This is a genomic window from Mitsuaria sp. 7, assembly GCF_001653795.1.
Classification (GTDB): domain Bacteria; phylum Pseudomonadota; class Gammaproteobacteria; order Burkholderiales; family Burkholderiaceae_C; genus Roseateles.
In genome coordinates this window covers 175,358-196,637 of the sequence record NZ_CP011515.1, presented here as the reverse complement: position 1 = coordinate 196,637, position 21,280 = coordinate 175,358, and the positions used below count along the sequence as shown (strand labels likewise).

Below are 21,280 nucleotides of genomic sequence, written 5' to 3'. Positions count from 1 at the left end.
ACTCCCTCTCCCGCTTGCGGGAGAGGGCGGGGGTGAGGGCCAGCGGCCTAGGCAGGCAACGGATCAGACAGCCGGTCCCGATGCGCGGTCCGCTTCCAGCTGACGCAGCACGCGCCGCTGCACTTTCCCCGTCGTAGTCATCGGCAGCGCGTCGAGGAACTCGATCTCCTTCGGGTACTCGTAGGGTGCGAGCCGCTGCTTGACGAAGTCCTGCAGCTCCGCGGTCAACGCGGCCGAAGGCGTCCGACCCGGCGCCAGCACGACGAAAGCCTTCACCAGCGCGCCGCGCTCGGCATCGGGCTTGGGCACGACCGCGGCGTTGGCGACCGCCTCATGGCGCACGAGGCAGTTTTCGATCTCGCCCGGTCCGATGCGATAACCCGCGACCTTGAACTGGTCGTCGGAGCGTCCCTGATACCAGAGATAGCCGTCCTCGTCGGTGCGCGCGAGGTCGCCGGTACGACACCAGCTGTCCGCCGGATCGCCGGAGAACTTCGCGGCCGTGGCCGCGTCGTTGCGCCAGTAGCCGAGGAAGAAGATGGGATCCGGCGCACCATGCGCGTCGCGGCGATGCACCGCCACTTCGCCGATCTGCCCGGGAGGACAGACCTGACCCTCGTCGTCGATGACCGCGACGCGGTGGCCCGGATAGGCGCGTCCCATGCTGCCGGGCTTGGCCGGCCACAGCCGCGCGCAATTGCCGACGACATAGTTGATCTCGGTCTGCCCGAACATCTCGTTGATCGTCACGCCGAGTTCGCGCTGGCCCCAGTCGAACACCGCGTCGCCGACGGCCTCGCCCGCGCTCATGATGGCCTGCAGGTGCAGCGTGTAGCGCTGGGCGGGATGCGGCACGGCCTTCATCATCGCCTTCAGCGCGGTCGGGAACAGGAAGGTGTGGCTGACGCGGTAGTGCTGCATCAACTCGAAGGCCTTCTCCGGCGAGAAGCGGCCCTGGTAGCCGAGGATGGGCCGGCCGAAGCACAGCGACGGCAGCAGCGCGTCCATCAGGCCGCCGGTCCAGGCCCAGTCGGCGGGGCTCCAGAACACGGCCTCGCTGCGCACGGAAGGATCGTGGGGATCGAAGCCGAACCAGTTCTGGCTCGCGATGAAACCGGTGAGGTTGCCCAGCAGCGCGCGCTGCGGCAGCAAGGCGCCCTTGGGTGCGCCGGTCGTGCCGCTCGTGTAGATGAGGATCGCGGGGTCCTCGGCCGCGTTGTCGCGGGCGGCGAAGCGCGCGTCCTCGGCCTGCAGCGCGGCCATCCAGCCGGCTTCGCCCTCGCGGGCATCGGACTCGCCGACGACCAGCACGTGGCGCAACGACGGACAGGAGGCCCGCACCGAGCGCAGCGCGTCCAGCGCCCCGCCCTCGACGATCGCCACCGTGGCTTCGCTGTCCTTGAGCCGGTACTCGAGCGCATCGGGCCCGAAGAGCATCGACAGCGGCATCGCGACCGCGCCGAGCTGGTTGATGGCGATGTGCGCGACGGCGGTCTCGAAGCGCTGCGGCAGCACGAGCGCGACGCGGTCGCCTGCTTCGACGCCCAGGCGCTTGAGCGCATTGGAGAGCCGGTTGGCGGCGCGCTGCAGTTGTCCGAAGGAGTACTGCGCGCGGCAGCCGCTGTCGCTGTCGAAGTACACGGCGGGCGCGTCGGGCGTCTCGCGCGCCCAGCGGCCGCAGCAGAGCTCGGCGATGGCCAGGCGTTCGGGCACCTGCCATCGGAAGGCGCCGTGGATCAGCGCGTAGGCATCGGGGGCGGCGCGGGTCGCCGCGGGTGGCACGGTCATGCCGTTGGCCGGGCCGGCTTCCTTGACGGTCTTGCCGGTCATCGTGTCTCCATCCTGGACTGGAACAAGAGCGTGGATGCTAGCGACCGGGTCCGGGGCGGTCGTCATGGAAAGCCCGTAGCGCCAGGTCGGTGCCTGCGGACGATCCCGATGCCCGCCAGAGGTGCATGGTCAAACGGCGGGCGATCCGCATATCGATATCTGGATCGCGCCTCCTACACTCGTCCGCATGAGCCTCAAGATCCTGCACAACCCCCGTTGCTCCAAGTCGCGCGAGGCGCTCGCGCTGCTGGAGTTCCGCGGCCTTCAGCCCGAGGTCGTCGAGTATCTGGAGACGCCGCTGACGCTGTCCGAGCTGCAGACGCTGCACCGCCAGCTCGGCACGCCGGTGCGCGCGATGGTGCGCGACAACGAGGACGACTATCGCGAGCTCAACCTGGCGGACGCCTCGCTGAGCGACACGCAGCTGCTGCAGGCGGTTGCGGATCGTCCGAAGTTGCTGCAGCGGGCGATCGTCGTTCAGGGCGACCGCGCGTTGATCGCGCGTCCGCCGGAGCTGCTGAACGACTGGTTGAAGTGATGGTCGAGGCGATCGGCCTGAGCTGATCAGCTCTTGAAGCGCGCGAGCGCATCGCCGGCAAGACGGCACAAGCGCCAGTCCGGCATGATGGTGGCGCCCATCTTCTCGTAGAAGCGGATGGCGTCCTCGTTCCAGTCGAGCACGCACCATTCGAAGCGGCCGTAGTCGCGCTCGATCGCGATCTGCGCCAGGCGCGTCAGCATGCGCTTGCCCAGGCCCGCGCCGCGATGCGCGGGCTGCACGTACAGGTCCTCGAGGTACATCCCGGGCTTGCCGAGGAAGGTCGAGAAGTTGGTGAAGGTCAGCGCGAAGGCGACGACCGCGCCGCTGTCGTGCTCGGCGACCATGGCCTCGCAGACGGGGCGCTCGCCGAAGAGATGCGGGAGCAGCTTCTCGGGCGTCACGTCCATCAGGTGGGAGAGGCTCTCGAAATCGGCGAGCTCGCCGATCAGGCCGACGATCGCGGTCAGGTCGTCGGGGCGCGCGGGGCGGAGGGTGTAGGGATCGGGCGTGGCGGTCATGGAGACGTTCCGGATTCGGTGAAGATTCGGGGTTCATTCTCGCCAGCTTCGACAGTCCCATGCCTCTCGACCCCATCCTTCGCGAAGTCGCATCCGAACTGAGGACCGACCGGCTGCTGCTCCGCATACCGAGGCCCGGCGACGGTGCACGCGTCCACGAGGCCGTCGTGGAAACGCTCGATGCGTTGAGAGCCTGGCCCGCGTCCTTGCCCTGGGCCATGTTCGAGCCTTCGGTCGACGCCTCCGAGGTGTACTGCAGGGAGAGCGCCGCCGCGTTCATCAAGCGCTCGGCGCTGGTGTACTTGGCGTTCGATGCGCAGGACTCGCTCGTGGCCAGTCTCAGCCTGCATTCGATCGACTGGGTCGTGCCCAAGTTCGAACTCGGCTTCTGGTGCCGCGCCAGTCGCCAGCGTCAAGGCCTCATGAGCGAAGCCGCTTCGGCGTTGAAGCGCTACGCGTTCGACCGGCTCGGCGCGCGACGCGTCGAGGCATTTCCCGACGAAGCCAACGCGGGAAGCCGAGCCGTCTGCGAAGCGATCGGCATGCAGCTGGAAGGCGTCTTGCGCAACGATCGCGTCACGCCTGAAGGCGTCGCGAGAAGCACCAGCATCTACGCTGCGGTGCGGTCCTAGACTGCCGGCCCATGCTCTCCACATTCGAAGAATTCCTCGACGAGGTCTACCCCGAAGGCGAAGTCGACGCCCAGGCGGGGCGTGACGCGGAGACCGAGGAACGACAACGCCGCCTGGCAGAGTTTCCGTACAGCGTGGTGCTTCAGGTGAGGTATCCGGAAATGGACTTCGCCAACCGCTGGTGCTGGGAACAATTCGGTTCAGCCTCGGGCCCTTGCTACCAGAGCTACTCTTCGTATCCAGTCTGCCGCGAGACCGGAGATCACGGCCATGAGGGCAATTGGCGGACGGAGTGGCTTGCCAAGATCGCCTACAACTTCGGCTTCAACGAGTGGCTCTTCGCCCACCAGACTGATCGCGACAGGTTTCTGGCGTTCGTGCCGGACATCACCTGCGGCGAGCTCTTTCCCAAGTGATCCGCATTGCGAATGCAAGCAATGAACACTGTCTCCATGGCGAAAGCGCCCTCCCCCGCAGCGCACTACAGTCGCCCTTCATGAGCACCGACACGAGTCTTACGCCCGCCACTGAGTACTCCGTCCGCCGTCCGCATCGCAGCGAGTTCCTGACGCTGCGCGGTCTGCGCCATCACGTGCTGCGCTGGGGTCCGGAGCCTGATGGGCAACGGCCGCTGCTCGTGATGGTCCACGGCTGGATGGACGTCGGCGCGTCGTTCCAGTTCATGGTCGATGCGTTCCGCGAAGACCGCAGCGTCGTCGCCATCGACTGGCGTGGCTTCGGGCTCACCGACGCCAACGGCGGCGACGCGTACTGGTTCCCCGACTACCTCGGCGATCTCGATGCGTTGCTCGACGCCGTCAGTCCGGATGCGCCTGTGGACCTGCTCGGCCACAGCATGGGCGGCAACATCGCGATGACCTATGCCGGCGTGCGGCCGCAGCGGCTGCGCAAGCTCGTGAACCTCGAGGGCTTCGGGCTGCCGGAGACGACGCCCGACATGGCGCCGACGCGGCTCGCGAGCTGGCTCGATGAGCTCAAGGAGCCGCAGAGCCTCAAGACCTACGACAGCGTCGAAGGCGTGGCGCAGCGGCTGATGAAGACGAATCCGAGGCTCTCCGCCGACAAGGCCGCGTGGCTCGCGCCGCAATGGTCGCAGCAGGGCGACGACGGGCGCTGGCACATCCTCGGCGACCCCGCGCATAAGCGGACCAATCCGGTGCTCTACAAGAAGGCCGAGGCCCTCGCCTGCTGGTCGCGCATCGAGGCGCCGACGCTGTGGGTTGAGGGCAGCGAGACCAAGCTTTCGCAATGGTGGGGCGATCGTTATCCGCGTGAGGATTTCGAGAGCCGGCTCGGCGTCGTGAAGGACCTGCGGCGCGTCACGCTCCAGCATGCGGCGCACATGATGCATCACGACCAGCCCGAGGCGCTGGCGCAGGCGGTGCAGGAGTTCCTCGGCTAGTCCGTAGCGACGACCGCTGCCTGATACGCCGCGATGAACTCCGGCGGCATCCGCTTCGGGCGGCCGCCGCTGATGTCGATGCAGACCAGCTCCCAGCGGCCGCGCATCAGCGTCTGGCCGTCGCTCGCGCGGCGCAGCTGGAAGCGGCGTTCCATCGCGAGCTTGCCGTCACCCGCCGTCAGCCAGGTGCCCAGCACCAGCGCTTCACCCTCGAAGGAAGGCAGCAGGTAGTCGTAGCCGCCATGGCGGATCGCCATCGCGCGGTCAAGGCGGCGGTAGTCCTCGATGTCCAGGCCCAGCGCCACCGAGTGCGACCACGCCACCTGCTCGCACCACTTCACGTAGACCGCGTTGTTGGTGTGATTCAGGCCGTCGATGTCCGCCGGTTGGGGGCTCACCGTCAATCGATGGGGGGACGGGTAGTCCCAGCCGCTGGACAACGGGTCGACCGGCGCGGGGATCGCTTCGTTCATCTCGCTCATCTGGGGGCGCTCATCTGGGGGTGGGTTCCGTGGGATATCCGACGCTCGTGCTCGGTGTGCGACAGGGTAGCGTCGCGAGGCAGGCAGAATGCCGCCCTTTTCCGGCGTCGTCCGTCGCCCGTGCGACCCGCGCGCCTATCGCACATCCTGCGCAAGCTGCGCCTTCCGAATACCTCGCCGACCGGGTCATGCCCTGTCGGCTCCGCCTTCCTGCCGTCCCGCTGCCCGTCCCCATGAACATCATCGTCACCGAAGAACTCAAGGCCTACATCGATCCCCTGACCGAGGACGAACATGCCGCGCTCGAGCGCAGCATCCTCGCCGAGGGCTGCCGCGACGCGCTAGTGCTCTGGGGCGACATCCTCGTGGACGGCCACAACCGCCACGGCATCTGCACCAAGCACGGCATCCCCTTCCAGACGGTGCAGAACACCCGCTTCAAGTCCATGGAGGACGTCCACCTGTGGATGATCGACCAGCATCTGGGCCGCCGCAGCGTCTCCGACTTCCAGCGCGGCGTGCTCGCCCTGCGCAAGAAGGAGATCATGGAAGCGCGCCGGCTGGCCGTGCTCAACGATCCGGCGCCTGAAGCGCCCGCCGCCGACGCCAGCGCCGCGCCGGTGCCCGAAGCCCCGCCGCTGAAGAGCCGCGAAGCCATCGCGCGCGCCGCGCGCATCAGCAGCGCCACCGTGACGCAGATCGAGAAGATCCAGAAGGCCGCCGCGCCGGAACTCGTCGCCGCCGTGCGCTCGGGCGAGGTGTCGATCAGCGCCGCCGCCGTCATCTCCGATCTGCCCGCTGAAGAGCAGGCCGCTGCCGCTGCTGGCGGCAAGAAGGAATTGCGCCAGGCCGCCAAGCGCGTGCGCGAGTCCAAGGTCGGCAAGAAGGCTGCGGGCGATGCGGTCGCCGAAGTGGCGGTCGAGCTGCTGGGCGTGCCGACGAACGAGGATGGTGAACTCGAAGCCGATCCGGCGGTCGCCCTCCTGCGTGCGCAGGTCGGCGCTTTGCAGGACGAGAACATCAAGCTGCGTGCGCAGGTCGCGGACCTTCAGGCGCAACTCGCCGCCGCGAAGCAGGACGGCTCCCCGTTCTGACCCGCAGTCCTCGGTAGCAGATCCGTGGAAGGACGGCAGTGGTCGGGGACGGTGAGGTGTGGGGTTTCAGCCCTTGCGGCTGGGGCCCCATACCTCGGCGGCCAACGCCCAGGCCCGAGCAGATCGGCGGTCTTCAGAACCCCGTGATCGGCCCGGAGCGCTCCCGCTCCGGCCGTTTCGACTCCACGTCGTCGAAGTAGGGTGCCGGGTCTTGCACCCCTGCCTCCGCCTCCCGGCGGTTCATGACGGTCGCGTAGATGACGACGATCGCCACGTACACGATCAGCGCTCCCTGCGACCCCACCCAGAAGCTGAACGGCCAGCCGAAGAAATCGAAGCTGAGCGCCCGCGCGAAGTAAGCGACCCCGAAGGTCACCAGCGCCCACACGACGAGCAGCATCAGCGTCAACCGCCAGTTCCCACGGCGCACCCAGCGGCGCCGGGCGCGTATCGTGCCGGAGGGGGTGCCGGAGGGGGTGCCGGAAGGGCTGCCGACGGGGGTACCGGAGGGGTAACCCGCATCGGGGACAGGCGGTTTCGGACGCATCCCGGCATCTTAGGGAGCCCGTTCGCGTCAGCATGAGAAAATACCCGGCTTCGGGCCCCCTCTCGGGGGCTCCACCATTCGAGCGAATCATGGACATCGAACAAATCAATGCGATCGGCAACACGCTGTCCGATCTGCAAGCGCGTACCGACGCGCTAAGGGGGTACCTTTGACTACGACCGCAAAGCGCTGCGGTTGAACGAAGTCAACGCCGCCCTGGAGAACCCCAACGTCTGGAACGACCCCAAGCGGGCCCAGGAGCTCGGCAAGGAAAAGCGCACGCTGGAACAGGTCGTCGAGACGATCAACCACCTGACGTCCAACATCACCGACAACCTCGAGTTGTACGAGATGTCCAAGGACGACAACGACATCGCCGGCATCCAGACCATCGAGGCGGAGTCCGTCAAGCTGAGCGAGAAGGTCGAGGAACTCGAGTTCCGCCGGATGTTCAACAACCCGGCCGACCCGCTGAACTGCTTCATCGACATCCAGGCCGGCGCCGGCGGCACCGAGGCCTGCGACTGGGCCGGCATGCTGCTGCGCCAGTACCTGAAGTACTGCGAGCGCAAGGGCTTCAAGGCCGACGTCGAAGAGCAGACCGACGACGAGATCGCCGGCATCAAGAGCGCCACCATCAAGGTGGAAGGCGAGTACGCCTTCGGCCTGCTGCGCTCCGAGTCGGGCGTGCACCGCCTGGTGCGCAAGAGCCCGTTCGACTCCTCGGGCGGCCGCCACACCAGCTTCGCCTCGCTGTTCGTGTATCCGGAAGTGGACGATTCGATCGAGATCGACATCAACCCGTCGGACGTGCGCACCGATACCTACCGCGCCTCCGGCGCGGGCGGCCAGCACATCAACAAGACCGACTCGGCGGTGCGCCTGACCCACATCCCGACCGGCATCGTCGTCCAGTGCCAGGACGGCCGCAGCCAGCACAGCAACCGCGACGTCGCCTGGAAGCGCCTGCGCTCGCGCCTGTACGACCATGAGATGAAGAAGCGCATGGCCGAGCAGCAGAAGCTCGAGGACAGCAAGACCGACGTGGGCTGGGGCCACCAGATCCGCTCGTACGTGCTGGACCAGAGCCGCATCAAGGACCTGCGCACCAACGTCGAGATCTCCAACACCCAGAAGGTGCTGGACGGCGATCTCGACGCATTCATCACCGCGTCCCTCAAGCAGGGCGTGTAAGCACAACAAGAGACAAATGCCCCGGTGCTCGATCCCCGGCCCGGGGCTTCTTCATTCCTACAAGGAAGTCCGCCATGCGTGAAGGCACTGCCACCCTGATCCGCCGCGCCGATTACGTCGCGCCGATCTTCTGGATCCGTACCGTCGACCTGAGTTTCGACCTCGATCCGGTGAAGACGCTGGTCGCCAGCAAGATGCGCCTGGAACGCAACGCCGCGGTGCCCCACGGCCCCCTGCGCCTGCATGGCGAGGAGCTGAACCTGCTGCGCGTGCTGATCGACGGCGAGAGCGTGTCCTTCCGCCAGGAAGGCCATGAGCTGATCATCGACAACGTGCCGGACGCGGACTTCACGCTCGAGATCCGCAACACCTGCTGCCCGGACAAGAACACGACGCTGTCGGGTCTCTACACCTCCGGCGGCAGCTTCTTCACGCAGTGCGAGGCCGAAGGCTTCCGCCGCATCACCTACTTCCTGGACCGCCCCGACGTGATGGCGGTCTACACGGTGACGATGCGCGCCGACAAGGCCAGATTCCCGGTGCTGCTGTCCAACGGCAACCTGGTCGAATCGGCTGCCCTCGACAACGGCCGTCACCTGGCGAAGTGGCACGACCCCTTCCCCAAGCCCAGCTACCTCTTCGCGATGGTGGCCGGCGATCTGGTCGCGCGCGAGCAGCGCATCCGCACCCGCGGCGGCAAGGACCATCTGCTGCAGGTCTACGTCCGCCAGGGCGACCTGGAGAAGACGGAACACGCGATGAACTCGCTGATCGCGTCGGTCGTGTGGGACGAGGCGCGCTTCAACCTGCCGCTGGATCTGGAGCGCTTCATGGTCGTCGGCGTGTCCGACTTCAACATGGGCGCGATGGAGAACAAGGGGTTGAACATTTTCAACACCTCGGCGCTGCTGGCCTCCCCCGCCACCGCGACCGACGCGGACTTCGCCCGCATCGAGTCCATCGTCGCGCACGAGTATTTCCACAACTGGACCGGCAACCGCGTCACCTGCCGCGACTGGTTCCAGCTGTCGCTGAAGGAAGGCCTGACCGTCTTCCGCGACCAGGAGTTCAGCCAGGACATGGCCGCCACGCCGAGCGCGCGCGCGGTCTGCCGCATCGAGGACGTGCGCGCGCTGCGCGCCCGCCAGTTCCCCGAAGACGCCGGCGCGATGGCCCACTCGGTGCGTCCCGACGAGTACGTCGAGATCAACAACTTCTACACCGCCACCGTCTACGAGAAGGGCGCGGAAGTCGTCCGCATGTACCAGACGCTGGTCGGCCGCGACGGTTTCGCCAAGGGCATGGCGCTGTACTTCGAGCGCCATGACGGCCAGGCCGTGACCTGCGACGACTTCGCGCAGGCGATCGCGGACGCGAACCCGGGCTCGCCGCTGACGACGCGCCTGGACGCCTTCAAGCGCTGGTACGCGCAGGCCGGCACGCCGCGTCTGCAGGCCCGTGGCGTGTACGACGCCGCCGGTCAGACCTGGACGCTGACGCTGACGCAATCGAGTGCCGCCGCGCAAGGCCAGGCCGCCAAGCTGCCGCAGGTGATCCCCGTGTCGCTGGGCCTGCTGTCGCGCGACGGCCAGGCGCTGCCGCTGATGCTGCAAGGTGAAGACGGCGCCGCCGGCGCCACCGACACCGAGCGCGTGCTGGTGCTGGACCAGGCCGAGCAGTCCTTCGTGTTCGTCAACGTGCCGTCCGAGCCGGTGCCGTCGCTGCTGCGCGGCTTCTCCGCGCCGGTGGTGCTGGACGACGGCCTCGGCGACGCCGAGCTGCTGGTCCTGCTCAAGCACGACAGCGACGCCTTCAACCGCTGGGAAGCCAGCCAGCGCCTGGCGCTGAACCGCATCCTGGGCGCCGTGCGTTCGGGCCAGCCGCTGGTGCTGGACGCCGCGTACATCGACGCGATGCGGGCGGTGCTGCGCCATGCGGAGCTGGACCCCGCCTTCAAGGCACTGGCGCTGCAACTGCCGGACGAGGCCTACATCGCCGAGCAGCTCGACGTTGTCGATCCTCAAGCCATCCACGCGGCCGTCGAAGCGGCGCAGACGCAGCTGGCATCGGCGCTGCAGGCCGACTGGGCCTGGGCCTTCGACGCGCATCAGGTGACGACCGGCTACAACCCGGACCCGGTGCAGAGCGGCAAGCGCGCGCTGGTGAACCTGTCGCTGGCGATGCTGGTCCTGAACGCGACCCGCGGCGGCGACGGCGTGTGGCCGGGCCGCGCGTACCAGCGCTTCAAGGACGCGACCAACATGACCGACCGCCTGGGCGCGCTGTCCGCGCTCGTGCATGCGCACGCGGAGCTGGCCGACAGCGCGCTGGCGCGCTTCCACGCCCAGTTCAAGGACGAGGCGCTGGTCATCGACAAGTGGTTCGCGCTGCAAGGCCGCGCGGCCGAGCGCGACGGCAAGACCTTCGCCAAGGTCAAGCAGCTGATGAAGCACCCCGACTTCACGCTGAAGAACCCGAACCGCGCGCGCAGCCTGATCTTCTCGCTGGCGATGTTCAACCCGGCCGCCTTCCACCGCGCCGACGCGGCGGGCTACGTCTACTGGGCGGAGCAGGTGCTGGCGCTGGACGCGATCAATCCGCAGGTCGCCGGCCGTCTGGCGCGCGTGATGGACCGCTGGACCGCGCTGGCCCAGCCGTACCGCAGCGCCGCGCGCGAGGCCATCGCCCGCGTCGCCGCCAAGCCGGACCTGTCCAACGACGTGCGCGAGATCATCCAGCGCGCGTTGGCGTCCGACACGCAGGCCGCCGCCCCGGAATCGACCTCCGGAGCGACGACCGTCGAGCCGGCGGCGCAGCCCTGATTCAGCGCCCGGAGCGGTCCGCGCGCCGGGCCGTTCCGCGGCGCACGAGATTTGCAACCATCGGAGTCGTTTCATGAGTCAACGCGTCAGCCTGACCCAATACCTCGTCGAGCAGCAGCGTCTGCACGGCCACATCCCCCAGCAGCTGCGGCTGCTGATCGAGGTGGTCGCGCGGGCCTGCAAGCGCATCGCCATCAGCGTCAACAAGGGCGCGCTGGGTGACGTGCTGGGCACGGCCGGGTCCGAGAACGTGCAGGGCGAGGTCCAGAAGAAGCTGGACATCATCGCCAACGAGGTGCTGATCGAAGCCAACGAGTGGGGCGGCCACCTGGCCGCGATGGCCTCGGAAGAGATGGAGAGCATCCACCTGGTGCCCAACCGTTTCCCGCAGGGCGAATACCTGCTGATGTTCGATCCGCTGGACGGCTCGAGCAACATCGACGTGAACGTGTCGATCGGGACCATCTTCTCGGTGCTGAAGAAGGTCGAAGGCAGCAAGGGCGTCAGCGAGGAAGACTTCCACCAGCCCGGCACCGCGCAGGCGGCGGCGGGTTACTGCGTCTACGGACCGCAGACGACGCTGGTGCTGACGGTGGGCGACGGCGTGGCCATGTTCACGCTGGACCGCGAGCAGGGCTCATGGGTGCTGACCGCCGACGACGTGAAGATCCCCGCGGACACCAAGGAGTTCGCGATCAACATGTCCAACATGCGGCACTGGGACGAGCCGGTGAAGCGCTACATCGACGAGTGCCTGGCCGGCACGACGGGTCCGCGCGGCAAGGATTTCAACATGCGCTGGATCGCGTCGATGGTGGCGGACGTGCACCGCATCCTGACGCGCGGCGGCGTGTTCCTGTACCCGTGGGACAAGCGCGAGCCGAACAAGGCCGGCAAGCTGCGCCTGATGTACGAGGCCAACCCCATGGCCTTCCTGGTCGAGCAGGCCGGCGGCGCGGCCACCAACGGCCGCCAGCGCATCATGGACCTGCAGCCGGGCAAGCTGCACGAGCGCGTCTCGGTCGTGCTGGGCTCGAAGAACGAAGTCGAGCGGGTCACGCAGTACCACCTGGAAGCCGACAAGGCCAAGTGATGTGACCCCGCGATCCGGCATGCGCCGGGTCCGACATGTCCGCAATGCAGAAGGCCGCTCGATGAGCGGCCTTCGTGCTTCTGAGCGCCCTCAGCGCTCAGGCCTCAGAAAAGGCTGCCTTCGTCGCCCTTGCCCTCGTTGCCATCGCTGCTGCGATCGGCAGCGGCCGGCTTGTCGTTGCCCTTGAGCTCGGCAAATTTCCCGGCCATCGTCGGGTTGCCCTTGGTCAGCTTCTTGATCGTCACGTCCTGCGCCTTGTCATTGGCCAGGCGCAGGTTGCGATCGGTGCCGAGCAGCGCTTCCTTGGTCTTCTGCAGGTGGTCGATGGACTTGTCGATCTCGTCGATCGCCGTCTGGAAGCGCCGCGACGCCAGTTCGTAGTTCTTCCCGAACGCCGACTTGAAGCCCTCGAGCTGCGACTCGAAGTGGGTGATGTCGATGTTCTGCGCCTTCACGAGCGCGAGCTCCGCCTTGTACTTGAGCGAGTTCATCGCCGCGTTGCGCAGCAGCGTGATGATGGGCAAGAAGAACTGAGGCCGCACCACATACATCTTCGGATAGCGGTGGAACACGTCGACGATGCCGGTGTTGTAGAGCTCGCTCTCGGGCTCCAGCAGCGAGACCAGCACCGCGTATTCGCAGCCCTTCTCGACGCGGTCCTTGTCGAGCTCCTTGAGGAAGTCCTCGTTGCGGTTCTTCGTGGCGGTGCGGTCGTTCTCGTTCTTCATCTCGAACATGATCGAGACGATCTCGGTGCCGGATTCATCGGCGTCGCGGAAGATGTAGTCGCCCTTGCTGCCCGAACGCGCGTCGTTGTCCTTCTCGAAATACGCGCGCGGGAACGCGGTCGCGCGGATGCGGTTGAACTCGGTCTCGCAGTGAAGTTCGAGCGTCTCGCCGACCATCTTGGTCGACAGCCGCGCCTTCATGTCGCGCAGGCGCTCGATGGCGTCGTCGCGGTCCTTGATCTGCGTCTCGTACTTGTCCTTCAGCGACTTCTCGGAGAGCTGCTTCTCGAGCTCCGCACGTTCGAGGCCGCTGCGCAGTTGATCGCGTTCCTTCTCCACCGCGCCGACGGCCTGCGTCATCGCGAGCTGCTGCGTCACGCCCATCGCGTCGAGCCTGGCCTTGAGCGCCTGGATCTCGGCGTCCTTCGCCGCGACGGACTGTTGCAGCTGCTTCTCAAGGCCGCCGAGCGCCTCGCTCACCGCCAGCTTGCGCTGCACCTCGCCGGCATCGAGCCGGGCCTTCAACTCCTGGATCTCGCCGTCCTTCAGCGCGGCGGCCTTCTGCAGCTCGCCGGCCGTCTTCGCCTGCGCCAGCTCGACGGCATTGCGCTTGTCCTGCTCGGCCAGCGCGAGGCGCTCGTGCAGCTGCTTCTCGAAGTCGGTATCGCGCACCTGCTTGAGGATGTCGGCGTATCCCGCCTCGTCGATCTTGAAGGCCTTGTTGCAGTGCGGGCAGATGATTTCATGCATGGCGCGGATTCTCGCCGTCGATTCAGAAGAACGTCCGCACGCCGCCGATGACGCGGTAGTGATCGTCCACCGTGTAGAGCAGCGGCCACTTGTCGAAGGTCGTGCACGGGTGGCCGACGCCGAAGGCGATCAGGTCCCCGACCTGCAGCAGCAGTTCGCCCCCGTCCGATCTGTTCCCGCCTTCGCCGCCTGCATCGACGTACGCATGCTGGTCGTTGAGCTTCGTGACGGCCCAGTGGGCGGGCGTGGCCCGCGGCGCGTCATGCAGGCTCGGGCGGTACCACCACAGCGGTTGCGGCAGGCAGGCGTCGTAGCTGAGGTCGCGTCGGCCGGCCGTGCAGATCGCGCGGCCAGGCTCCGGCACCGACTGCACGTAGGCCCAGACCTCGATCGCATTGCGCAGGCCGGGGCCTTCGCCCCACAGCGCACCGGCGCGCTGCCGCATGCGGTCCTGCATGCGCTCGTACTGCAGGCTGTCATGGCTCAGGTAGCAGCCGCTGCGCAGCACCACCCGCAGCGCGTGGCCGGTGCCCGCGGCCTCGACCGCCGCCAGCGTCTTCGCCGCCATGTCGAAGAAGGCCGAGCCGCCTGCGGTCAGCAGCACCTCGCCCGCGGCGAACCACCCTTCGGCGCAGCCCAGGCGCGTCAGTTCCGCCACCGTCTCGATCATCGTCAGCGCGCCGAGCTCCACGCGCGCCGTGTCGTCGCCGCTGTAGACGCCTTCAAAGGCCTCCACGCCACGAAGCACGATCGTCGGAGCGGCATCACGGATGAGGCGGCCCAGCGCGGCGCCCTCCTCCATCGTCCGGACGCCGGTGCGACCACCCGGCGTGCCGACTTCCAGCAGCACTTGAAGCGGACGCTTCAAGCCACGCTCGTCGGCCGCGCGACGCAACAGGTCCAGGCCCGCAGCGGAGTCGACCAGCAGGTAGAAATCGAAATCCGGCGACGCCTCCAGCTCGCGGAACACGAGCTCCAGGTCCGCCTTGCCGATCAGCTGATTCGCCAGCAGCACGCGCGGCACGCCGAAGCGCCGGTACGTGCGCACGTGGGCCGCCGTCGCGGCCGTCATGCCCCAGGCGCCTTCGTCGAACTGGCGTTGGAACAGCTGCGGCGACATCGTCGTCTTGCCATGCGGCGCGAGGCTCACGCCCGCGCGTGCGGTGAACTCGCGCATCCAGCGCGCGTTGTGCGTCAGCGCGGAGTCTTTCAGGATCGCCGCAGGCAGCGGCAGGTCGCCGGCCAGCAGCGACAGCCCCAACGCGCCAAGGCCGCCCAGCGGCACGCCCTCGGCGACCGCGGGCAGTCCCTTGAGCGTGCCGGGCAGCGGCTCGGCCTCCAGGGCGGCGAGCGTGAGCGTCACCGGCGCGAGGCCGGGCTGATCGTTGGGGTCGTGTGGGCTCATGGCGCGCCATGTTGCCACCGTCGGCGGGCGCCGTTGGCGCGGCGTGGCGCCAAAGAAAAAGCCGCTTGGGATACCCAAGCGGCTTTTCTGTATTGGTGCCGATGAAGAGAGTCGAACTCCCGACCTTCGCATTACGAATGCGCTGCTCTACCAACTGAGCTACATCGGCGCTGTCGCGAACAACAGAGTCTGTGACTATAGCGCAGATTTTCGACGCCGACAATTTCGGCGCCCGCGTCGCACCCAGACAACGCCTGCGGCCGATTCACTCCTCGCCCAGATTCGCCTGCACGCGCCTCAGCAGCGCGGCGAGCTGCGCCTGCTCCTCCGCGCTCAAGCCCGCCAGCGCCTGCACCGACACCTGTTTCGCCTGACGCTTCAACTCGCGCTGCACCGTCAGGCCGGCGTCGCTGACGCTCAGCCGCACCTGGCGGCGATCCACTTCATCGGTCTTCGCGTCGAGCAGGCCCTTGTCGCGCAAGGTCTTGATCAGCCGCGCCAGCTGCGCCTTGTCCCGCCCGCTGTGCGACGCGAGATCGCTCTGCGTGGCCTGCGGGTTGCGCTCGAAGAAGAACAACACCTTGCCTTCCATGTGCGTGATGTCCTGCGGACCGTCGCGCAGGAAGCGGTACTGCAACGCGCGGTAGCGATGCATCACCGAATGCACCAGCTCCAGGACGTCGTCGTCCTTGCCCCTTCGGCCAGTGGTGTTAGTTGACATTGTCAATCGTTCCGTCGCAAGATTGATGACATTGTCAACGATATCGAGATCAGCCGCAATGAAGCCCGACACCCTGAACACCGCACTCCCCTCCTCTGCCGCAACGACCACGACCACGCCGGCTGCCGGCTCCGCCGTGAGCCGCGTCCAGCGCGTGCGCCATGAACTCAAGCGCCGCGAACTGACCGTGACCGGCGTCGACGACGTGACGCCCAACTTCCGCCGCGTGACGCTGACCGGCGACTCGCTCGCCGACTTCGTCAGCGCCTCCTTCGACGACCACGTGAAGCTGATCTTCGAACCCGAGGCCGACGGCTCCCCCGTCATGCGCGACTACACGCCGCGCCGCTTCGACAACGCGGCGCGCGAGCTGGTCATCGAGTTCGCGCAGCACGGCGACGGCCCCGCCGCGGCCTGGGCCGCACAAGCGCAGCCGGGCCACACGCTGACCGTCGGCGGTCCGCGCGGCTCCTTCATCATCCCGACGGACTTCGCCTGGCATCTGCTGGTGGGCGATGAGACCGCCCTCCCCGCCGTCGCGCGCCGCCTCGAGGAACTGCCGGCCGGCGCGCGCGTCGTCGCGCTGCTGAACGTGCCGGAGAGCGATCGCCGCCGCTTCGCCACGCAGGCCGACCTCGACCTGCGCTGGGTCGACGGCGACGACGCACTGCTGGCCGCCGCCCGCGCGCTGACACTGCCGTCCGGCGAGGGCTACGCCTGGTGCGCCGGCGAGGCCGCCGCGATGACCGCGGTGCGCAAGATCCTCGTCGACGAGAAAGGCCACGACCGCCACGCGATCCGCGCGGCGGCCTACTGGAAGCGCGGCGCCAGCCATCATCACGAGAACCTGGAGTGAGGGGACTGAGGGGACCTCACTTTCGCTTCACACGTGCATGGCACACTGCCTCGCATGTCTGAAGTCCTGCACGATCCGCGCTGGCGCAACGCCTGGCGCCTGCTCTTCCTCGCAGTGGTCTGTGGCGCCAGCTGGCTGGCGTTCTCGCCCCATCCGCCGCCCGCGGCCGACCTCGGCTGGGACAAGGCGAACCACTTCACCGCCTTCGGCACGCTCGCGGTCATCGGGCTGCAGTGCCTCGCCGCCGGTCCGCGCCGCCGCTGGATCGTGCTGGCGGTGCTGCTCGCCTACGGCATCCTGATCGAGCTGGTGCAGTCGCAGATCCCCGGCCGCGACGCGGACGCGCAGGACGTGCTCGCCGACATGATCGGCGCGGTCATCGGCGTGGCCGTGCATGCGCTGCTCCTGCGCGTGCTCACGCCGCGGGCGTCTCCGGCTCGCTGAGCTCCCGGCGCGACATCGCGATCGCGACCGCCTGTGCGCGGTTGTTCGCGCCCAGCTTGCGCAGGATCTTGCGCACGTGGTTCTTGACCGTGAACATGCTGATGCCCAGCTGGATCGCGATCCCCTCGTTGCTCAGGCCCGCGCGCAGGCCTTCGACGATCTGCTGCTCGCGCGGCGTCACCAGCGACCCCGCGCGACGCGGCAAGGCCTGACCCCGCGGCTGCAGCCGCGCACGCCGCCAGGCCGCGTGCAGCGCCGGCGTCAGCAGCTCCAGGCGGCGCAGGTGGTCGTCGGACCAACCCTCTCCCGCGAAGAGGAACAGGCTCTGCGGCCGCTCGCCGTCGGCGGCGACGCCGTGCAGCGCCAGCTCCCGCAGTCCGGCTTCCAGCAGGGGCTGGAACAGCGCCGAGTCCGATTCCCGCGCCAGGTCGACATGCAGCGGCCGCCGGCCGTCGCCCCAGCGCCGGATCAGGTGCAGCCACAGGCCGTGGTCGGCCGATTCGAGCTGGGCGTGCAAGCCCTCGCCGATCGGCTTCAGATGGAAGAGCTGCGCCGCCAGCCGCGGCGACGGCGGCTGGTCGCCGACGCACACCATCAGCCGGTGCGGCAGCAGCGGCTGCAGGCGGCTCTGGCTCCAGACGAAGAACTGAGCCGGCGTGGCCGGCTGGCGTGCGCTCCACAGCGCCTCCAGCAGGCGTTCGGCGAGCACGTGGTCCTGCAGCCAGGACAAGGGCAGGCCGTCCCCGTCGACCCCGCCGTGAACCGGCAGGGCCATCGCCGACAGCGCGGACGGCGAAGCCGACGGCCCCACCGGAGGGGAAGCGGTCGAAGGCAGCAGGGTCGGCAGCGACGAGGAGATCGAGGGCGGCATCATGGGCATGGGCAAAGGCGTGAGCCGGGGCGCCGTCAGCCTGCCCGCGCGGCATGACGCCCCGATGAATCGCCGCCGGGCGCCCTCACGAGGCCCTCACGGCGCCCGGCGATGGCGGACGATGGCCGGCATCGGCCGACGGGTACCCGCCTTGCCCTACCTGACATCGGGTGGCAGTTGAGCCGCCCCGCCGGGGCCCGCCGAGCGGCCCGCACCGGACGGGGACACGGCAAATCGGCTACCGTTGATGTCCGGTCCTTCCTCCCCCCGGGGCCGCAGGAGTTGCTTGCATGTCGGATCACGATCTGCCGCTGGTGCGGCGCGATCTCTCGCGCCGTTTTGAAGCGGTCAGGCGCCACACGCTGGCACTGGCCGAGCCGCTGTCCGCCGAGGACCAGGCCGCGCAGTCGATGCCGGACGCGAGTCCGGCCAAGTGGCATCAGGCCCACACGAGCTGGTTCTTCGAGGCGCTGCTGCTGCGCCCGCACCTGCCGGACTACCGGCCGCTCGACGAGTCCTTCCACTTCCTCTTCAACTCGTATTACGAGGGCCTCGGCCCGCGTCACCCGCGCCCCCAGCGCGGACTGCTGACGCGCCCGTCGCTGGACGAGGTGCGCGCCTACCGCCGCCATGTGGACACGCACATCCAGCAGTTGATCGCGCGTTGCAGCGACGCGGTGTGGAACGAGATCGCGCCGACGCTGGAACTGGGTCTGCATCATGAGCAGCAGCACCAGGAGCTCTTGCTGACCGACGCACTGCACCTGCTGTCCTGCCATCCGTGGCGGCCGGCGCTGATCGATGCGGCGCCCGCGCCGGTCGCGGCCAGTACCAGCGAATGGCTGCGCCATGACGGCGGCCTCGTCGACATCGGCCACGACACGAGCGCCGACGGCGCCGCCCCCGCGGCGGGGTCAGGCTTCGCCTTCGACAACGAAGGCCCGCGGCATCGCGTCTGGCTCGAGCCTTTCGAGATCGCGAGCCGCCTCGTGACCTGCGGCGACTTCCAGCGCTTCATCGCCGACGGCGGCTATCGCGAGCCGCGCTGGTGGCTGTCGGACGGCTGGGCCATGGTGCAGCAACAAGGCTGGAAAGCACCGCTGTACTGGGTGGACGACAGCGACCACGCCAAGACCGAGGGCGATGCCGACGCCACGGGCAGCGCGGGCTCGCGCTGGTCGGTGTTCGGCCTGCACGGCCTGCGTCCGATGGACCCCGCCGCGCCGGTGATGCAGCTCAGCTTCTACGAAGCCGCCGCCTATGCGGAATGGGCCGGCGCCCGCCTGCCGAGCGAGCCGGAGTGGGAAGCTGCGTCGACGCTGCCCGGCATCGCCCAGCTCGACGACCAGGCTTGGCAATGGACGCGCTCGGCCTACCACCCCTACCCCGGCTTCCGGCCGATGGCAGGGGCCGCGTCCGAATACAACGGCAAGTTCATGGTCGGGCAGCTGGTGCTGCGCGGCGGCAGTCTCGCGACGCCGCCCGGCCACACGCGCCGGACCTACCGCAACTTCTTTCCGCCAGCCGCGCGCTGGCAGTTCACCGGGCTGAGACTGGCCCGCGATGCGCGCCCGCGCACGGAGACCCACGCATGAGCAGTTTCGCCGAGGACCTTCACGCGGCGCTCGCAGGCCCCGAGCACGCGATCTCCCCCAAGTACTTCTACGACGCGCAGGGCTCCGCCCTCTTCGAGCAGATCTGCGAACTGCCCGAGTACTACCCGACGCGCACGGAGCTGGCGCTGCTGAAACGGCACGCCGACGAGTTCGCCGCCCGCATGGGCCCGGGCGCGCAGTTGATCGAGTACGGCGCCGGCGCGCTCGTGAAGGTGCGGCTGCTGCTGGAACGCGCGCAGCAGCTGCACAGCTTCGTGCCGGTGGACATCTCCGGTCCGCATCTGCTGGCCGCCTGCGAGTCGCTGCAGCGCGAGCAGCCGGCCTTGCGCATCCTGCCGGTGGTGGCCGACTTCACCCGCATGCATGTGCTGCCCGATGCGCCTGCGGACGGTCGACGCGTCGGCTTCTTCCCGGGTTCCAGCATCGGCAACTTCAACCCGGACGAGGCGTTGGAATTCCTGCGCCTGCTGCGCGAGGAACTGGACGGCGGGGCGCTGCTGATCGGCGTGGACCTGATCAAGGATCCGGCCCGGCTGCATGCGGCCTACAACGACGCGTCGGGCGTGACGGCGCGCTTCAACCTGAACGTGCTGCGACACGCGCAACGCGAGCTGAAGCTGGAGTGCGACCCGGGCGGCTTCGACCACTACGCGTTCTACGACCCCCGCAAGCACCGCATCGAGATGCACCTGCTGCCGCGCGGCGAGCAGCACCTTCAGCTGCAGGGCCGGCGCTACACGCTGGTGCCAGGCGAGAGCCTGCACACCGAGAACTCCTACAAGTACAGCGTGGAGAGCTTCCAGGCGCTGGCGCGGGAAGCCGGGTTCAAGCCGTCAGCGCATTGGACGGACGATCAGCGCTGGTTCAGCCTGCACTGGCTGGAGGCGTGACGGTCGTCGGCGGACGAGGAAAAGGACAAAAAGGGCAAGGACGACGAGGAGACGACGCGCTCAGGCGTCGTAGCCGTACACGTCAGCGAGCTTGCTCAGCAGCGCGGGTTCGTCCTTCGCGGAGAAACCGTACGGGAACAGGGTGCGGGAACGGCTCCCGTCTTCCTTCTGGGTGCCGCCCAGCTTGCGGACCTGGCTCTCGACGTAGTTCAGGGACAGGCTCATCAGCACCGCCGGCGCGCCGACGCTGCGGTGCATGCGCTCCTCGCCGTGGGGCTGGAAGTCCAGCATCCGGCGGTAGAACGCGGTGTGACGGGGATTGACCTCGATCACCAGGAACTCCGCCCCCCAATGGTGGGCGGCGTGCAGGTAGGCCAGGTGGAACAGGCTGGCCAGCACCAGCTTGGACGGACCGTCCGGGTCCGCGGCCAGCCGGGTGAACTCGCACAGCTGCCAGCCCTGCTGACGCATGCCGGCCATCTCCTTGGGGAAGCTCTGGTCCGCGGCGAGGTTGCCCCCGTCGCGGCGCAGCCCGAGCGTGGCCACCAGACGGCCTTCCCAATAGGCGCCGAAGGTCACGTCCGCGGAACGGCTCAGCCTGTAACCCCGTGACGCGTAGCGGCGCTCCAGCAGCGCGTGGCCGGTACCTTCCATCAGCGCACGGATGTCGATCTGGCCGAACTCGGTTTCCCGGGAAACGAGCGCCACGGAATCGGCGCGGAGGAACGACATCTCCGAACCAATGGATTGCAGCGCCTGCAAGGGGCTTGCCGGCGCTTCCAATTCAATGTTCGTCATGCGAGATTCGTCGCTCATTCCCAAC

21 protein-coding genes and 1 tRNA gene are annotated in these 21,280 nt (G+C 68.2%); 12 read left to right on the top strand and 10 right to left on the bottom strand.

Annotated elements, in window-relative coordinates; all coding sequences use genetic code 11:
• Window positions 1-63: 63 nt before the first annotated feature.
• Entirely contained in the window at window positions 64-1,788 is a 1,725-nt protein-coding gene (locus ABE85_RS26355; protein WP_067284029.1) for an acyl-CoA synthetase, read from the bottom strand.
• Window positions 1,789-2,017: 229 nt separating this feature from the next.
• Here ABE85_RS26355 and arsC point away from each other — a divergent pair, with 229 nt between their 5' ends.
• A complete protein-coding gene (gene arsC, locus ABE85_RS26350) occupies window positions 2,018-2,368 on the top strand; it encodes an arsenate reductase (glutaredoxin) (protein WP_067283855.1) in 351 nt (116 codons plus the stop codon).
• 26 nt (window positions 2,369-2,394) lie between these two features.
• Here arsC and ABE85_RS26345 read toward each other — a convergent pair whose 3' ends face one another.
• Window positions 2,395-2,889, bottom strand: a complete 495-nt coding sequence (locus tag ABE85_RS26345) for a GNAT family N-acetyltransferase (protein ID WP_067283853.1) — start codon at window positions 2,887-2,889, stop codon at window positions 2,395-2,397.
• 59 nt (window positions 2,890-2,948) lie between these two features.
• Between ABE85_RS26345 and ABE85_RS26340 the strand changes: the two genes are divergently transcribed.
• From ABE85_RS26340 to ABE85_RS26330, 3 genes are all read left to right on the top strand, one after another.
• The gene (locus ABE85_RS26340; protein WP_067283851.1) at window positions 2,949-3,521 is read left to right on the top strand and encodes a GNAT family N-acetyltransferase; all 573 of its coding nucleotides are present in this window, start codon (window positions 2,949-2,951) and stop codon (window positions 3,519-3,521) included.
• An 11-nt stretch (window positions 3,522-3,532) separates the two neighbouring features.
• Window positions 3,533-3,937, top strand: coding sequence for a hypothetical protein (locus tag ABE85_RS26335; RefSeq protein WP_067283849.1), 405 nt, complete (start codon window positions 3,533-3,535; stop codon window positions 3,935-3,937).
• 80 nt (window positions 3,938-4,017) lie between these two features.
• The gene (locus ABE85_RS26330; protein ID WP_067283847.1) at window positions 4,018-4,944 is read left to right on the top strand and encodes an alpha/beta fold hydrolase; all 927 of its coding nucleotides are present in this window, start codon (window positions 4,018-4,020) and stop codon (window positions 4,942-4,944) included.
• Here the strand turns inward: ABE85_RS26330 and ABE85_RS26325 are convergent.
• Window positions 4,941-5,417 carry a thioesterase family protein gene (locus ABE85_RS26325; protein WP_067284027.1) on the bottom strand — a complete coding sequence of 159 codons (477 nt, stop codon included), beginning with the start codon at window positions 5,415-5,417 and terminating at the stop codon, window positions 4,941-4,943. The two genes, ABE85_RS26330 and ABE85_RS26325, sit on opposite strands and share 4 nt — an antisense overlap.
• 242 nt (window positions 5,418-5,659) lie before the next feature.
• Here ABE85_RS26325 and ABE85_RS26320 point away from each other — a divergent pair, with 242 nt between their 5' ends.
• Entirely contained in the window at window positions 5,660-6,520 is an 861-nt protein-coding gene (locus tag ABE85_RS26320; protein ID WP_067283845.1) for a plasmid replication/partition related protein, read from the top strand.
• Between the two features lie 133 nt (window positions 6,521-6,653).
• Here the strand turns inward: ABE85_RS26320 and ABE85_RS28625 are convergent, their stop codons facing one another.
• Complete coding sequence (locus ABE85_RS28625; RefSeq protein ID WP_409072599.1) at window positions 6,654-6,950, bottom strand: DUF4212 domain-containing protein; 297 nt, start codon at window positions 6,948-6,950, stop codon at window positions 6,654-6,656.
• A 206-nt stretch (window positions 6,951-7,156) separates the two neighbouring features.
• Here ABE85_RS28625 and prfB point away from each other — a divergent pair.
• From prfB to ABE85_RS26300, 3 genes are all read left to right on the top strand, one after another.
• Window positions 7,157-8,261, top strand: a protein-coding gene (gene prfB / locus ABE85_RS26310; RefSeq protein ID WP_157523229.1) for a peptide chain release factor 2 whose coding sequence is annotated in 2 segments (ribosomal slippage) — window positions 7,157-7,237 and window positions 7,239-8,261 — 1,104 coding nt in all. Because the reading frame shifts where the segments join, the coding sequence is not laid out codon by codon here.
• Between the two features lie 74 nt (window positions 8,262-8,335).
• Window positions 8,336-11,083 (top strand): aminopeptidase N, encoded by a 2,748-nt coding sequence (gene pepN / locus ABE85_RS26305; protein WP_082939126.1) that lies wholly within the window; start codon window positions 8,336-8,338, stop codon window positions 11,081-11,083.
• 73 nt (window positions 11,084-11,156) lie between these two features.
• Window positions 11,157-12,176, top strand: a complete 1,020-nt coding sequence (locus ABE85_RS26300; RefSeq protein ID WP_067283841.1) for a class 1 fructose-bisphosphatase — start codon at window positions 11,157-11,159, stop codon at window positions 12,174-12,176.
• A gap of 104 nt (window positions 12,177-12,280) precedes the next feature.
• Here the strand turns inward: ABE85_RS26300 and ABE85_RS26295 are convergent, their stop codons facing one another.
• From ABE85_RS26295 to ABE85_RS26280, 4 genes are all read right to left on the bottom strand, one after another.
• A complete protein-coding gene (locus ABE85_RS26295; RefSeq protein WP_067283838.1) occupies window positions 12,281-13,654 on the bottom strand; it encodes a DUF2130 domain-containing protein in 1,374 nt (457 codons plus the stop codon).
• Between the two features lie 22 nt (window positions 13,655-13,676).
• On the bottom strand, window positions 13,677-15,059 hold the full coding sequence (locus ABE85_RS26290) for an alanine racemase (protein ID WP_231993374.1): 1,383 nt from the start codon (window positions 15,057-15,059) through the stop codon (window positions 13,677-13,679).
• Between the two features lie 93 nt (window positions 15,060-15,152).
• A tRNA-Thr gene (locus ABE85_RS26285) sits at window positions 15,153-15,228 on the bottom strand.
• Window positions 15,229-15,324: 96 nt separating this feature from the next.
• Window positions 15,325-15,780, bottom strand: a complete 456-nt coding sequence (locus tag ABE85_RS26280) for a MarR family winged helix-turn-helix transcriptional regulator (RefSeq protein WP_067283836.1) — start codon at window positions 15,778-15,780, stop codon at window positions 15,325-15,327.
• Between the two features lie 58 nt (window positions 15,781-15,838).
• Between ABE85_RS26280 and ABE85_RS26275 the strand changes: the two genes are divergently transcribed.
• Complete coding sequence (locus ABE85_RS26275; RefSeq protein WP_082939125.1) at window positions 15,839-16,636, top strand: siderophore-interacting protein; 798 nt, start codon at window positions 15,839-15,841, stop codon at window positions 16,634-16,636.
• 54 nt (window positions 16,637-16,690) lie between these two features.
• The gene (locus ABE85_RS26270; RefSeq protein WP_067283834.1) at window positions 16,691-17,080 is read left to right on the top strand and encodes a VanZ family protein; all 390 of its coding nucleotides are present in this window, start codon (window positions 16,691-16,693) and stop codon (window positions 17,078-17,080) included.
• Here the strand turns inward: ABE85_RS26270 and ABE85_RS26265 are convergent.
• Window positions 17,052-17,960, bottom strand: a complete 909-nt coding sequence (locus ABE85_RS26265) for a helix-turn-helix transcriptional regulator (RefSeq protein WP_067283832.1) — start codon at window positions 17,958-17,960, stop codon at window positions 17,052-17,054. The two genes, ABE85_RS26270 and ABE85_RS26265, sit on opposite strands and share 29 nt — an antisense overlap.
• A 281-nt stretch (window positions 17,961-18,241) precedes the next feature.
• Here ABE85_RS26265 and egtB point away from each other — a divergent pair, with 281 nt between their 5' ends.
• Both egtB and egtD read left to right on the top strand, forming a co-directional pair.
• Window positions 18,242-19,546, top strand: coding sequence for an ergothioneine biosynthesis protein EgtB (gene egtB / locus ABE85_RS26260; protein ID WP_067283830.1), 1,305 nt, complete (start codon window positions 18,242-18,244; stop codon window positions 19,544-19,546).
• A complete protein-coding gene (gene egtD / locus ABE85_RS26255; protein WP_067283827.1) occupies window positions 19,543-20,457 on the top strand; it encodes an L-histidine N(alpha)-methyltransferase in 915 nt (304 codons plus the stop codon). The genes egtB and egtD overlap by 4 nt, the downstream gene beginning before the upstream one ends.
• A 60-nt stretch (window positions 20,458-20,517) precedes the next feature.
• On the opposite strand, the gene ABE85_RS26250 is transcribed toward egtD, so the two are convergent.
• Entirely contained in the window at window positions 20,518-21,255 is a 738-nt protein-coding gene (locus ABE85_RS26250) for an N-acyl amino acid synthase FeeM domain-containing protein (RefSeq protein ID WP_157523227.1), read from the bottom strand.
• Window positions 21,256-21,280: the final 25 nt, after the last annotated feature.